General features: G+C 69.1%; 13 protein-coding genes. 7 read left to right on the forward strand and 6 right to left on the reverse strand.

Going from position 1 to position 12572, the window contains the following annotated elements; genetic code table 11:
• Positions 1-126 precede the first annotated feature (126 nt).
• Positions 127-510 carry a cold-shock protein gene (locus E0H92_RS08560; RefSeq protein ID WP_131466026.1) on the forward strand — a complete coding sequence of 128 codons (384 nt, stop codon included), beginning with the start codon at positions 127-129 and terminating at the stop codon, positions 508-510.
• A gap of 140 nt (positions 511-650) precedes the next feature.
• Here the strand turns inward: E0H92_RS08560 and E0H92_RS08565 are convergent, their stop codons facing one another.
• Entirely contained in the window at positions 651-1394 is a 744-nt protein-coding gene (locus tag E0H92_RS08565) for a TetR/AcrR family transcriptional regulator (RefSeq protein ID WP_165549723.1), read from the reverse strand.
• A 99-nt stretch (positions 1395-1493) separates the two neighbouring features.
• Here E0H92_RS08565 and E0H92_RS08570 point away from each other — a divergent pair, with 99 nt between their 5' ends.
• Positions 1494-3047 (forward strand): MFS transporter, encoded by a 1554-nt coding sequence (locus E0H92_RS08570; protein ID WP_131495885.1) that lies wholly within the window; start codon positions 1494-1496, stop codon positions 3045-3047.
• A 136-nt stretch (positions 3048-3183) separates the two neighbouring features.
• Here the strand turns inward: E0H92_RS08570 and E0H92_RS08575 are convergent, their stop codons facing one another.
• The gene (locus E0H92_RS08575) at positions 3184-5019 is read right to left on the reverse strand and encodes an MFS transporter (protein WP_131466032.1); all 1836 of its coding nucleotides are present in this window, start codon (positions 5017-5019) and stop codon (positions 3184-3186) included.
• A gap of 118 nt (positions 5020-5137) precedes the next feature.
• Here E0H92_RS08575 and E0H92_RS08580 point away from each other — a divergent pair, with 118 nt between their 5' ends.
• Positions 5138-5920 (forward strand): DUF3027 domain-containing protein, encoded by a 783-nt coding sequence (locus tag E0H92_RS08580; protein WP_131495886.1) that lies wholly within the window; start codon positions 5138-5140, stop codon positions 5918-5920.
• Positions 5921-5957: 37 nt separating this feature from the next.
• Here E0H92_RS08580 and E0H92_RS08585 read toward each other — a convergent pair whose 3' ends face one another.
• Complete coding sequence (locus E0H92_RS08585) at positions 5958-6284, reverse strand: DUF2530 domain-containing protein (RefSeq protein WP_131466035.1); 327 nt, start codon at positions 6282-6284, stop codon at positions 5958-5960.
• 68 nt (positions 6285-6352) lie between these two features.
• Here E0H92_RS08585 and E0H92_RS08590 point away from each other — a divergent pair, with 68 nt between their 5' ends.
• Positions 6353-7825: an NCS2 family permease gene (locus tag E0H92_RS08590; RefSeq protein WP_131495887.1), complete on the forward strand. Its 1473-nt coding sequence runs from the start codon at positions 6353-6355 to the stop codon at positions 7823-7825.
• Between the two features lies 1 nt (position 7826).
• Here the strand turns inward: E0H92_RS08590 and E0H92_RS08595 are convergent, their stop codons facing one another.
• Positions 7827-8444: a TetR/AcrR family transcriptional regulator gene (locus E0H92_RS08595; protein ID WP_202873543.1), complete on the reverse strand. Its 618-nt coding sequence runs from the start codon at positions 8442-8444 to the stop codon at positions 7827-7829.
• Between the two features lie 73 nt (positions 8445-8517).
• Between E0H92_RS08595 and E0H92_RS08600 the strand changes: the two genes are divergently transcribed.
• Positions 8518-8901: a Dabb family protein gene (locus E0H92_RS08600; protein ID WP_131466039.1), complete on the forward strand. Its 384-nt coding sequence runs from the start codon at positions 8518-8520 to the stop codon at positions 8899-8901.
• On the opposite strand, the gene E0H92_RS08605 is transcribed toward E0H92_RS08600, so the two are convergent.
• Positions 8898-9971, reverse strand: a complete 1074-nt coding sequence (locus E0H92_RS08605; RefSeq protein ID WP_131466041.1) for a hypothetical protein — start codon at positions 9969-9971, stop codon at positions 8898-8900. The two genes, E0H92_RS08600 and E0H92_RS08605, sit on opposite strands and share 4 nt — an antisense overlap.
• An 82-nt stretch (positions 9972-10053) precedes the next feature.
• Here E0H92_RS08605 and E0H92_RS08610 point away from each other — a divergent pair, with 82 nt between their 5' ends.
• Together E0H92_RS08610 and E0H92_RS08615 are read left to right on the forward strand one after the other, a co-directional pair.
• Positions 10054-10503 (forward strand): MarR family winged helix-turn-helix transcriptional regulator, encoded by a 450-nt coding sequence (locus E0H92_RS08610; protein ID WP_131466043.1) that lies wholly within the window; start codon positions 10054-10056, stop codon positions 10501-10503.
• Positions 10500-11822 (forward strand): MFS transporter, encoded by a 1323-nt coding sequence (locus E0H92_RS08615; protein ID WP_131495888.1) that lies wholly within the window; start codon positions 10500-10502, stop codon positions 11820-11822. Before E0H92_RS08610 ends, E0H92_RS08615 begins: the two co-directional genes overlap by 4 nt.
• Here the strand turns inward: E0H92_RS08615 and E0H92_RS08620 are convergent.
• A complete protein-coding gene (locus tag E0H92_RS08620) occupies positions 11819-12520 on the reverse strand; it encodes a DUF4429 domain-containing protein (protein WP_131466047.1) in 702 nt (233 codons plus the stop codon). The genes E0H92_RS08615 and E0H92_RS08620 overlap by 4 nt on opposite strands.
• Positions 12521-12572 lie beyond the last annotated feature (52 nt).

Consider the following 12572-nt stretch of genomic DNA (forward strand, 5'->3'; position numbering starts at 1 on the left):
GGTAGTTTCCCGGAGGCGCCGCCGCGCCGGTTCACGTACGCTGGGTTTTCAACCGGGTCCCGCGGGACCCGGTTGCTTCCGAATGCTTGACGACCGCTGTGCCTGATTGTGAAGAAGAGGTCTCCCGTGCCCGTTGGCAAGGTGAAGTGGTATGACTCCGAGAAGGGGTTCGGATTCCTCAGCAAGGAGGAGGGTGGGGACGTCTACGTCCGCGCCGAGGCCTTGCCGTCGGGTGTCACCAACCTGAAGCCGGGCCAGAAGGTCGAGTTCGGTGTCGTCGAGGGACGCAAGGGTGAGCAGGCCCTCCAGGTCCGGCTGATCGACCCGCCGCCGTCGGTGGCGAAGGCGATGCGCCCCAAGCCCGACGAGATGCAGGTCGTCATCGAGGACCTGATCAAACTCCTCGACCGCCTCGGCGAGGGCTACCGCCGCGGCCGCCAGCCCGACAACAAGTCCGCCCGCCAGGTAGCAACAGTCCTCCGAGGCGTAGCCGACAAACTCGACATCTGACCCACCCCGCCCGTCCCCATTTGCCTGGCTGACCCACCAATTTGCCTGGCTGACCCAGCAAGTGCGGGGTTCTGGACCCTGGTGAAGGGTCACGAACCCCCGACTTGGTGGGTCAGCCAGGCAAATGGGGCGAGGGGGAGTCAGCGGGTTCGGGTTCGGGTGCGGGTGATGCGGGTGGCGATGCCATCGAGGACGGTGGTGAGGCCGAAGCCGAATTCGGCGGCGTCGAAGTCGCCGGCGTAGCCCTCGTCGAGGGGCTGCTCGAGGGTCGCCGCGATTCCGGGGAAGCGGTCCGGGGTCGCGAGCATCGTCAGGCGCTCCGTGTAGAGCCGGTCGGCCTCGCGGACCTCGTCCGGTTCGGTGAGCATGTTGGCGGTGAGTTGCGCCGTACCGCGGACGTAGATGTTCACCAGCAGCATCGCGGACAGCCGGTCCTGCGGCGTGAGCGGCGTACCGTCGAACGCGTCCAGCCCGGACTCCATCCAGGCCAGCTGGTTCGGTGACAGCGGAGGCTCCTGGATCGGGATCTGCAGGATCCACGGGTGCCGGCGCAGCCCGTCGCGGAACGCCTCGGCCCAGGCGGTGATCCGGCCCCGCCAATCGAGCTCCGGGTCCAGCGCCGGCGGCTCGGCGAACGCGTGCTCGAGCATCACGACGTACAGGTCGTCCTTGGCGTCGACGTACCGGTAGAGCGACATCGTGGTGAAGCCGAGCTCGGCCGCCACCTTGCTCATCGAGACCGCGCCCAGCCCGCCCGCGTCGGCCAGCTTGATCGCTGCCCGCGCGATGTCGCTGATGTGGAACGCCGGCTTCGGCCCCGGGCGGCTCCGCCCCTCGATCCCCCAGAGCTGCTGCAGCACCCGCGGCAGTTCGTTCTCGTCCATGGTCACCATCCTATCTGTTTACAGCATAGACAGTCTTGTGTATGGTCTGTGTATGGCGCACACAGTGTGCGGCGTAGACAGATAAACCGGAGGGGTGTCATGGGTTCGACAGAACGGGCGGGACGCAAGGAGTGGATCGCGCTCGGCGTGCTCGCACTGCCGCTGCTGCTGGTCTCGATGGACGTGTCGGTGCTGTACTTCGCGGTCCCGTTCATCAGCGCGGACCTCGGCGTGAACGCGACCGAGCAGCTGTGGATCTTCGACATCTACGGCTTCGTACTGGCCGGCCTGCTGATCACCATGGGCTCGCTCGGCGACCGGATCGGCCGCCGCCGGCTGCTGCTGTTCGGCGCGATCGGGTTCGGGGTCGCCTCGGTCGCGGCGGCGTACGCACAGAACCCGGAGCAGCTGATCGCGGCCCGCGCGCTGCTCGGGATCGGCGGCGCGACTCTGATGCCGTCGACCCTGGCGCTGATCCGGAACATGTTCCACGACCCGAAGCAGCGGTCGAAGGCGATCGCGTTCTGGAGCGCGGTGATGATGGGCGGGATCACCCTCGGTCCGGTGCTCGGCGGGTTCCTGCTGGAGCACTTCTGGTGGGGTTCGGTGTTCCTGATCAACACCCCGGCGATGGTTCTGCTGGTCGTGCTCGCGCCGGTGCTGCTGCCCGAGTTCAAGGCCGCGGTGCGCGGACGGTTCGACCTGCTGGGTTCGGTGCTGTCGCTGGCCGCCGTACTGCCGGTGATCTGGGGGATCAAGGAGTTGGCGGCGCACGGTATGGCGGCGCTGCCGGTGGTGGCGATCGTGGCCGGGCTGGTGTTCGGGGTGCTGTTCGTCCAGCGGCAGCGGACCGCCGCGCACCCGATGGTCGACCTGTCGATGTTCCGGAACCGCGCGTTCAGCGGGTCGCTGGCGGCGAACACCATCGGGACCCTGGCGCTGGTGGGCAACGCGGTGTTCCTGACTCAGTACCTGCAGCTGGTGCACGGTCTCAGCCCGCTGAAGGCGGCGCTGTGGTCGCTGGCGCCGTCGGTGCTGGTCGGTGGCGCGGCTCCGTTGGCCACTGCACTCGCTGGGAAGCTGGATCGGGCGTACGTGATCGGTGGGGCCTTCGTCCTCGCGGCTTCGGGGTACGGCGTACTCACCCAGGTACACGTCGACTCGTCGCTGGCGGTGCCGCTCGCCGGTGCCGGTCTGCTGGCCGCCGGTCTGGTGATGGTGATGACTCTGGTGACCGAGGCCGTTGTCGGTTCGGTGGCGCCGGAGCGCGCCGGCTCGGCGTCCGCGGTGATGGAGACCTGCGCGGAGTTCGGTGGGGCGCTCGGGATCGCGGTGCTGGGTTCGATCGGTACTGCGGTCTACCGCGCCGACGTACCGTCGAACCTGCCGGCCGGCGTCGCAGCTCCTGTCCGCGAAGGCCTGCCGGCGGCGACTGCCGCGGCCGCCCAGCTGCCCGCGCAGTTGGCCGACACCGTCCTCGCCACCGCTCGCCACGCCTTCACCCACAGCATGAACGTCGTCGCCCTGGTCGGCGCGATCCTCCTGCTCACCACCGCGGTAGCCGCCACCCTCACCCTCCGCGGCACCACCCACACCACCGCCCCGGCCGAAGACCCCACCCCCGAGGAGGCCGACCTAGCCCCCGCAGCCTGAATCCGTTCCCTCCATAAAAGAGTCAGCCGCAAACCCACCATCTCAGGGGTCTACGTCCGAGATGGTGGGTTTGCGGCCGGTATCCGGTGGGCCAACCCGCCATCTCGTGGGTCAACCCATGAGATGACGGACCGCGTCAGCGGGGTGGGTGGCGCGGGGGTTCGCTGCCGGGGCGGCGTTTGAAGGGGTGGTTCCGGTTGCGTTCGACTGTTGGTTCTTCGGACCAGGGGGTCGGGTTCTCGCCGGTGTCCTCGTCGTCGGTTTGGCCGCTCCACCAGCGGCCCATCGGCTGCTCGGGTGGCGGTTTCTGATCTGCGGAGCGCCATTCGACCGTGGGCTCGTCGTGCGAACTCGAACGGCGCTGGCGGTTCGCCCGCTGCTCGGCGACGCTGAGGATCGTCCGGGTGGTGCTCTCCGGGTGCTCGTCGCCCGCTGGGTGCCGGTGCTCCGTCGGGTGCGCGTGGCCGGCGCGGGGTCCGCCGAGGCCGCCCGGGCGCAACGTGTCCGGGGTCGGGCGGTGGCTCGGGCGCATCCGCAGTACCAGGAAGACGACGATCAGCAGCACGCCCGCGAGGAACCCGAACCCCAGACGCGGGATCAGCGGCAGCACGATCCCGCAGCCACCGCCGAGAACCCACGCGAGCTGCAGCACTGTCTCCGATCGCGCGAACACCGACGTCCGCACGGACTCCGGCACGTCGCGCTGGATCATCGCGTCCAGCGACAGTTTGCCGAGCGAGCTGCACAGGCCCGCGACGAGGCCGAGTGCGATCAGGATCGGCAGGCCGTACAGCACCGCGACCGCGACTGCCACCGTCGCATCCGCCAGCAGTACGGCGAGCACGACCCCTTCAGGTTTTCGTGCCCTGAGCAACGATCCGAGCAGGGTGCCGAGACTGTTCCCGATCCCGGCCGCGGCGATCACCGCACCGGCCGCGACGGCGCCCTTGACCCCGCTGATCGGCTGGTCGCGGAGCAGGAACGCCAAGTACATGGTGAGGAACCCGGACACGAACCGCAGCCCCAGGTTGCACCGGATCCCGCGCGCCACCGCGGCGGTGATCGCGCGGCGGCGCGCGTCCCGTCCTGCCGTACCCGTCACTTCTTCGTCGGCCGGGGAGTCGACCGCGGACGGCAGCCGGATCGCGAGCACCAGGCCGACGATGTACACGAGGGCGGCCCAGCGCAGCGACCACTGCGGTCCGATCGCGGCGAACGCGCCGGCGATCCCGGCGCCGACGGTCGCGCCCGCGACGCCCGCGAGCGAGATCCGGGAGTTGGCCGTGACGAGCGTGATCTGTTTGGGAAGCAGCCGCGGTACGGCGGAGGCGCGCGTCACGCCGTACGCCTTGGATGCGACCAGGCAGCCGAGGGCGGCCGGGTACAGCCAGGCGGAGCCCTGGCCGGAGATCGTCGACGCCAGGCTCCAGACCAGGAACGCGCGGGCGCCGAGGGTCGCTCCGATCGCCCAGCGGCGACCGTGCCGGAACCGGTCGAGGAGCGGGCCGATCAGCGGCGCCATCAGCGCGAACGGCGCCATCGTCAGCAGCAGGAACAGCGCCACCCGGTCGCGGGCCTGGTCGCTCGGCACGGTGAAGAACACCGTGCCGGCCAGCGAGACCGCGAACGCCGTGTCGCCCGCCGCGTTCACCGCGCCGAGTTCGATCAGGCGCGACAGGCCGGATTCGCCGGCGCCTTGAGCGCTGGTCAGGCCGCGGATCCGGCGCCCGGTCGCCCGCCCGACCTTGCCACTGACCTCAGCGGCCTTCTTGGACGCCGACGCCACGCCCTCGGCGCCGACCTTCGAGGCGTGCCCGACCTTCTTGCCCGCACTCCCGACCCGCTCGCGGGCCTCTCCGAACCGTTCGCCGGCCGACTTGCCTGCCCCTTTCGCCTCGCCATCGCGCGGCGGACCGCCCGGGGTGTTTCCACCGGGAGTCGCCTTCGGGTCGGCGGGGTCGGGGGTGTGCATGGAACCATCCTGCCTCGTACGACGGACAGACGGCAGGCACCGCGCGTACGGGCACCTGATCGCGGGCGGGTCGACGGCGGTTCGGCGTACGGCGAGGGGCGTGCGAGAATGGGCGATTGTGACTCCCGTCAAAAGCCCCGAACCGGTACGCGCGAAGCCCGACGCCGTCTGCGTCGCGGCGGTCGAACCGGCCCGCGAGGCCGCGATCGCCGAGGCCGGCGCCGCGCAGGTCGGGGAGCACCTCGGTCATCTGGTCGAGGGTGAGCGCCTCGTCACCCACTACTTCGCCTCCACCCACCCGGGATACCGCGGCTGGCGCTGGGCCGTCACGCTGACCCGCGCGTCGCGGGCCAAGACCGTCACGGTCAACGAGGTCGTGATGCTGCCCGGCGACGAGGCCGTCGTCGCGCCCGAGTGGGTCCCGTGGTCGGAACGCGTTCAGCCCGGCGACCTCCGCCCCGGCGACCTGTTCCCGACGCACGCCGACGACCCGCGTCTGGAGCCCGGGTTCACCGACACCGCCGATGCGCCGGACGACGTGCTCACGGTGGTCGAGGAGCTCGGCCTCGGTCGCGAGCGCGTGCTCTCGCCGTTCGGGCGTGAAGAGGCGGCGGAACGCTGGTGCGGCGGGGAGTTCGGGCCGGCGTCCGCGATCGCCCAGGCCGTTCCGTACAAGTGCTATTCGTGCGGCTACTGGATCCGCCTCGCCGACAGCCTCGGCCAGGCGTTCGGCGTCTGCGCCAACGAGATGGCCCCCGGCGAGGCCCGCGTGGTCGCCTACGACTACGGCTGCGGCGCCCACTCCGACGCCACCATCGACCTGGCCGAACCCCCCACCCCCGACCACGCCTTCGACACCACCGGCTACGACACCCTCGAACTGACCCCCACTGACGACTGAGCCGCAGCTGGGCGTTGTTCGCCGGGGCCGGTGAGGGTCAGTCTTCGGTGGCGGGGCGGTGGCCGGCTTGGATGGCGGTCCAGCGGCGTTTGCAGTACCAGAGGCCGATGAGGCCGAGGCCGAAGCCGGCGACCGGGACCCAGAGCCACCAGTCGAGGCCGTCGGCCTCGAGGCGGTTGCGGAAGACGAACAGGACGACGAACGCGACCGCCCAGATCGCGATACCGGTGATCACGCTGGGGATGCCGGACAGGTCGAGCGGCTTGACCTCGGCGTGCACCAGCTCGCCGCGGGCGAGTTGGCTGGTCGGGTCGGTGCGCTTCTTGTCCGTGCGCTCCTTGGCCGGCTCCTGCTCCTCAGTCACATCACCACCTTAGCTTCGTTTCCCATTAGTGCTCGCAACTGCCCGGTAGGAACTGGCACGATGCGATCATGAGCTCGCCCCAGGCCGCGATGGCCCGCTCCGGTTCCGGTCCTCTGGACTCGTTCTTCAAGATCAGTCAGCGCGGATCCACCCTCGGCCGGGAGGTCCGCGGCGGGCTGGTCACGTTCTTCACGATGGCCTACATCGTCGTCCTGAACCCGCTGATCATCGGCACCGTCAAGGACGGCTCCGGACAGTTCGTCGGCGGCGGCACCGACCCGGCGGCGTCGATCGCGAAGATCGCGGTCGCGACCGCGCTGGTGGCCGGCGTGGTGACGATCCTGATGGGCCTGGTCGCGAACTTCCCGCTCGCGCTCGCCACCGGCCTCGGCCTGAACGCGTTCGTGGCGTTCTCGATCGCGACCAAGATGACCTGGGCGGACGCGATGGGCCTGGTGGTCCTCGAGGGCCTGGTCATCCTGATCCTGGTGCTCACCGGCTTCCGGAAAGCGGTGTTCGAGGCCGTACCGCTGCAGCTGAAGGTCGCGATCAGCGTCGGCATCGGCCTGTTCATCGCGTTCATCGGCGTGGTCGACGCGGGCTTCGTACGCCGTCCCGCGGCGCTCAGCGGTCCGCCGGTCGAACTCGGTGTCGGCGGCAACCTCCGCGGCTGGCCGGTACTGGTGTTCGTGGTCGGCCTGATCCTGATGGTGGCGCTGTACGCCCGGAAGGTGAAGGGCGCGATCCTGATCGGCATCCTGGCCGCGACCGTGGTGGCGATCCTGATCGAGTCGATCGCGAACATCGGCGCCCGCACCGACAAGAACCCGGGCGGCTGGGGCCTGAGTGTGCCGAAGCTGCCGGACCAGTGGTTCACGACACCGAACCTGGACACGATCGGCGAGTTCAACCTGTTCGGGTCGTTCGAGAAGGTCGGGGTGGTGTCGGCGCTGCTGCTGATCTTCACGCTGATGCTCGCCGACTTCTTCGACACGATGGGCACGATGACCGCGATCGGCGCGGAGGCGGGCCTGAACGACAAGAACGGCATCCCGCCGAACTCGCAGCGGATCCTGATCGTGGACAGTGTCGCGGCGGCCGCCGGTGGCGCTGCGTCCGTCTCGAGCAATACGTCGTACATCGAGTCGGCCTCCGGGGTCGGCGAGGGTGCCCGGACCGGGCTGGCGAGTGTGGTGACCGGGATCTGTTTCCTGATCTCGATGGTGGTCGCGCCGCTGGTGACGCTGATCCCGTACGAGGCCGCGACGCCGGCGCTGATCCTGGTCGGGTTCCTGATGATGACGCAGGTGAAGGGGATCGACTTCGACGATCTCGAGGTCGCGTTCCCGGCGTTCCTGACGATCGTGCTGATGCCGTTCACGTACTCGATCTCGGCCGGTATCGGCGCCGGTTTCGTCTCGTACGCGATCCTCAAGACCGTCCGCGGCAAGGCCCGTCAGGTGCACCCGCTGATGTGGGTCGTCGCCGCCCTGTTCGTCGTCTACTTCGCCATCGGCCCGCTGACCGACTGGCTGACCTGAGTCATCTGACGCCGAAGGCACGCAGAAACGTCTGTACGGCGTTCTGCGTGACCTCGGCCAGTTCGTTGAACGGGATCTTGCGGGTGCCGAGGCGGGACCGCGCGTCGAACGGCCCGGTCAGGAGCGCGCCGAACTGTTCCGCCGCGACCGCGGGGTCGGACAGTCGCAGGTGCCCGGCCAGCGCGAGCCGGGCCAGCCGGTCGGCGAGGGCGTCGTTGACCTTGTCGGTCGCGCGTTCCCGCACGATGTCCTGCAGTTCGGGCATGCTCCCGAGCTCGGCCTGCAGCAGCCGGCGGACCGCCCACGACTTCTCGTCGCAGTAGCACTTGGCGAGCTTGAGGCCGACCTCGGTCAGCGCCTCGACCGGGTCACGTTCCGGGCGCAACGTCTCGATCGCCGCGAGGTTGCGGGCGAGGGCGTCGTCCGCGAGCGCGGCGACGGCTGCCCGGAACAGCGACTGCTTGTCGCCGAAGTGGTTGTAGATCGTGTGCTTCGCGACCCCGGCGGTGGCCGCGACCGTGTCGACGCTCGCCGCCCGGTAGCCGTCCCGCGCGAAGACCGTGAAGGCCGCCTCCAGGATCGCCTGGCGTTTGTCGATGCGTCCGCGCGTGCCTGTCACCCGGACAGGGTAGCTGGATAGACTCAGTGGTCCTATAAACTGCACTTGTCAGTGCATTCTTTTAGGAGGTCGCATGTTTGTGAACGTACTGCGGTTCCGGTTCAAGGCAGGTGTCAGTGCCGACGAGCAGGCGGAGGTGCTGGCCGCGATGCGGCGTACGGCGGCGATGGACTCGACCGCGTTCGGGGTCGTCGGGGCGGATCTGGGCGATCCGGCCGACGGGTTCACGCACGCGTATCTGGCCGCGATCCCGGACCTCGAGTCGTTCAAGCGCTACACCTGGGATCCGGTGCACCTGGCCGGCGACGACGTCATCCTGGACAAGCTCGAGAAGATGAGCGCGGTCCGCTTCAGTGACGACGACCCCGAGGTCGGCCGGGCGATGTACGCCGAGGTCGCGCGGAAGAGCGCCGAGTACCCGGAATGGTCGCGCCGCGTCGACGAGTTGTTCGCCTAAGAGGTACGCCGAAGTTCGAGGTACTCGGCCCTGGCGGTGAAGAGTTCGCGGAGCTCGTTGCTGACGTGGTCGAGGAACTCGGTGCGGTACGTCGAGTCCGTGAGCAAGGCGATCGAGTAGTAGAGCCCGGTGAAGTTCGCGATGCCGACGGCGACCTTGATCAGCGAGGCGCTGAGGACGAGCGGGTGGTTGAGCAGTTCGACGTGGTACGACCACGAGCCGGCGTCGACGCCCCACTGCTGGTAGATGTGTTCGCTGATCGCGAGCATGCCGAAGGCAACGAAGAACAAGCCGACGCCGGAGCTCACCACGAGCACCTGCATCCATTGCCGGATCACGAGGCTGACGCTGACGTTGAAGCGCTGGCTCCGGCTCAGCGGCGGACCGGAGCCGGCGGTGCGCTCGATCGAGTCCACCTCCAGCGGCAGCCGGATCAGCAGGAACACCGTGCTCAGCAGGGCGAACGCGATCACGGAAAAGACGATGAAGGCCGCGGGCATCCACGCGAATACCTGCCACATGTCCGCGGTCATGAACAGCACCAGCGAGAAGACCAGCAGCAGCGGCAGCGCCCGGACGAAGCTGGCGACCGAGTTGGCCAGCTCGCGGACCAGTTGGCGCATTCCCCAGACCACGGTCGCGATGAAGCCGTAGCCGACGATGACGTACACCAGCCCGACCAGCAGCAAGTTGCCGAAGGCCACGCCGAAGAACTGCTTGACCTGGCCTTGCGTGACGACCGGGAGCAAGGCCGGTAGCAGTACGAACACCGCCAGCTCCGGAGTCCCGAAGCGGGTCGGCAGCGAACCGAACGGCCGTCCGCGCAACCCGTTGAGCAGGCCGAACCCGGCGATCAGCGCGAGCAGACCGCCGATCGCGGCCAGCAGGTTCTGCCACCAGTCCCATTCGAGTGAGGTGGCGCCGAGCATCTCGGCCAGGAACACCAGCACCAGCAGCGGCGCCGCCCGCGTGAAGATGTCGTGCGTCGGCGAGAAGTCCTCGATGAACAGCGGCAGTCCCGCCCGCCGGAACCTCTGCTCGTACCGCTCCAGCTCGGCCGTCGTCCCCATGAGCGGGAACTCTATCGCGTGGGAATACCAGCTGGCGGTCCAGTGTTTTTAGTTAGCAAAGGTAATGAGTTAAGGTAAAGACATGCCCGAAGTCGTAGCGCAGCAGGTGAAGAGTGACGTCGGGCTGGCGAGTGCCCTGCGGTCGTCGACCCTGCGGCTGTCCCGGCAGATCCGCCGGCAGCGCGAGCCCGGTCACGACCTCACCGCGAACCAGCTCAGCGTGCTCGGCGCGCTGGCCAAGCACGAGGCGATGACGATCGGCGAGCTGGCCGCCCACGAGCAGGTGAAGCCGCCGTCGATGACGCGGGTCGTGACGAACATGGAGGAGGCGGGCCTGCTGGTCCGCCGCCCGCATCCGACCGACAAGCGCCAGATCATGGTCGAGCTGACCGCCAAGGCCGATGAGCTGATCCTGGCGAACCGCCGCCGCCGCGACGAGTGGCTGCAGACCAAACTGAAGCAATTGACCCCTGAGGAGCGCGACATCCTGCGCAAGGCAGCACCTGTTCTCGAACGACTGGCGGCTCGATGAGCCCCACCTTCCGCGCGTTCAAGGTCCGGAACTTCCGGCTGTACGCCTCGGGCGCGATCGTCTCGAACGTCGGCACCTGGATGCAGCGGGTCGCCCAGGACTGGCTGGTCCTGGAGCTGACCCATTCCGGTACGGCGCTCGGGATCGTCACCGGCCTGCAGTTCCTGCCCGCGCTCCTGCTCGGCCCGTACGCCGGTCTGGTCGCGGACCGCTTCCCGAAGCGGACCGTGCTGACGATCACCCAGATCGCGATGGCCACCGTCGCGCTGACTCTCGGCGGACTGACGATCGCCGGCGTCGTGCAGACGTGGCACGTGTATCTGCTGGCCCTCCTGTTCGGTGTCGGTACGGCGTTCGACGCCCCGACCCGGCAGGCGTTCGTGGTCGAGATGGTCGGCCGCGACGAACTGTCGAACGCGGTCGGTCTGAACTCCGCGTCCTTCAACGCGGCCCGGCTGCTCGGCCCGGCGCTGGCCGGTCTGCTGATCAACTGGATCGGCACCGGTCCGGTGATCCTGATCAACGGGTTCACCTACTCCGCGGTGATCCTGTCACTGCGGCTGATGCGGGTCTCCGAGTTGCACACGCCGAAACCCGCGGCCCGGGACAAGGGCATGATCCGGGACGGGATGCGTTACCTGTGGCGCCGGCCGGATCTGATGATGGTGCTGGTGGCGGTGTTCTTCGCGGGCACCTTCGGACTGAACTTCCAGCTGACGTCGGCCTTGATGGCGACCCAGGTCTTCCACAAGGGCGCGGGGGAGTACGGCATCCTCGGTTCGGTGCTCGCGATCGGGTCGCTGGCCGGTGCCCTGCTGGCGGCGCGCCGGGTCCGGATCCGGGCCCGCCTGGTGATCGGCGCGGCCCTGGCCTTCGGCGTCGCCGAGGTGGTCAGTGCGCTGATGCCGAGCTACCTGGGCTTCGCGCTGGTGCTGCCGCTGGTCGGCCTCGCCTCGCTGACCATGCTGACGTCCGCGAACGCGACGATGCAGCTCAGTATCGAGCCGACGATGCGCGGCCGGGTGATGGCGCTCTACATGACGGTTCTGATGGGTGGTACGCCGATCGGGTCGCCGTTCATCGGCTGGGTCGGGCAGGAGTTCGGCGCGCGCTACTCGCTCATCGTCGGCGGTGGGCTGACGGTGCTCGGCACAGTCGGATCGGTGCTGTACTTCTCCCGCCGGCGCGGCCTCGCGATCCGCCCGCGGCTGCTCCCGCGCCCGCACCTCGAAGTGCTCCCGCAGACCGAACTCCTGGGCGAGAAGGCCGTCGTCGACACCCCTGACGTATCGCCGAAGAAAGACCCGCAAGTCGCCTAAGGGCGAATGCGTGTCAACAGGCGCGCCGCGAAGAACAGCGTGTCCACGTCCGTCTGCCGACGGGTGATCATCGCCGCCGGGTCGTGCTTCGGCTTCGGCCGTACGGCGGGCGTCGCGCCCGTACTGACCCGGAGGAAACCGCGCGCACCGAGCCGGCCCTGCTCAGGCGTCCACTCGACGTCGACGATGTCCCCGAGCGGCACCGGCCACGGGTCGCCGAGTGCCTTCTTCTTCCGGCCCGCGGACCGGTGGTACTTGAACGTGAGCTGCCCGTTCGCCACCGCGAGCGTCGCGTCGCGCCCCTCGATCCGATCCGGCGCAGCCGGCGGCGCGACCAGCCAGCGGGCCTCGGCGACCGGTACGTCGCGGCGGGTCAGGGTACGCCGGATCTCGCCGGCGACCCGCTCCGCGAGCGCGGGATCGGCGCCCGGGAAGTCGTACGGGTCGCTCAGCACGTCGACGCCGGTCACGGACTGGAGCGGGTCGGCGCCGTCGCGAAGAACGAGCCGGAACCCGCTCTCCCGTACCTCGACCGCCTGCAGCGCCTCGACCGGGAGGACGCGCTCGCCCAGGCGGGTCCTTAACGAGCAGGTCAGCGGATCGAGCCCGGCGGGCGCTTCGGCGTACCGGATCCTCAGCGTCCCGATGCCGTCCCAGACGACCGTGCCGTACGTGCTCGTCAGCTCACCACCTGCCACCCCTCCTATCTTTCCTGCTCGATGGGTCCAGCGCAGGTTTTGCCAGTAAGGG

This window comes from Kribbella speibonae (assembly GCF_004331375.1).
GTDB lineage: Bacteria > Actinomycetota > Actinomycetes > Propionibacteriales > Kribbellaceae > Kribbella > Kribbella sindirgiensis.

What these genes read in the sequence shown, in the direction of transcription:
- E0H92_RS08610 (WP_131466043.1), top strand. Translation starts at nt 10,054, where the DNA reads ATGCCCGAAGTCGTAGCGCAGCAGGTGAAGAGTGACGTCGGGCTGGCG.
- E0H92_RS08590 (WP_131495887.1), top strand. Translation starts at nt 6,353, where the DNA reads ATGAGCTCGCCCCAGGCCGCGATGGCCCGCTCCGGTTCCGGTCCTCTG.
- E0H92_RS08565 (WP_165549723.1), bottom strand. Translation starts at nt 1,394, where the DNA reads ATGGACGAGAACGAACTGCCGCGGGTGCTGCAGCAGCTCTGGGGGATC.
- E0H92_RS08615 (WP_131495888.1), top strand. Translation starts at nt 10,500, where the DNA reads ATGAGCCCCACCTTCCGCGCGTTCAAGGTCCGGAACTTCCGGCTGTAC.
- E0H92_RS08600 (WP_131466039.1), top strand. Translation starts at nt 8,518, where the DNA reads ATGTTTGTGAACGTACTGCGGTTCCGGTTCAAGGCAGGTGTCAGTGCC.
- E0H92_RS08570 (WP_131495885.1), top strand. Translation starts at nt 1,494, where the DNA reads ATGGGTTCGACAGAACGGGCGGGACGCAAGGAGTGGATCGCGCTCGGC.
- E0H92_RS08605 (WP_131466041.1), bottom strand. Translation starts at nt 9,971, where the DNA reads ATGGGGACGACGGCCGAGCTGGAGCGGTACGAGCAGAGGTTCCGGCGG.
- E0H92_RS08575 (WP_131466032.1), bottom strand. Translation starts at nt 5,019, where the DNA reads ATGCACACCCCCGACCCCGCCGACCCGAAGGCGACTCCCGGTGGAAAC.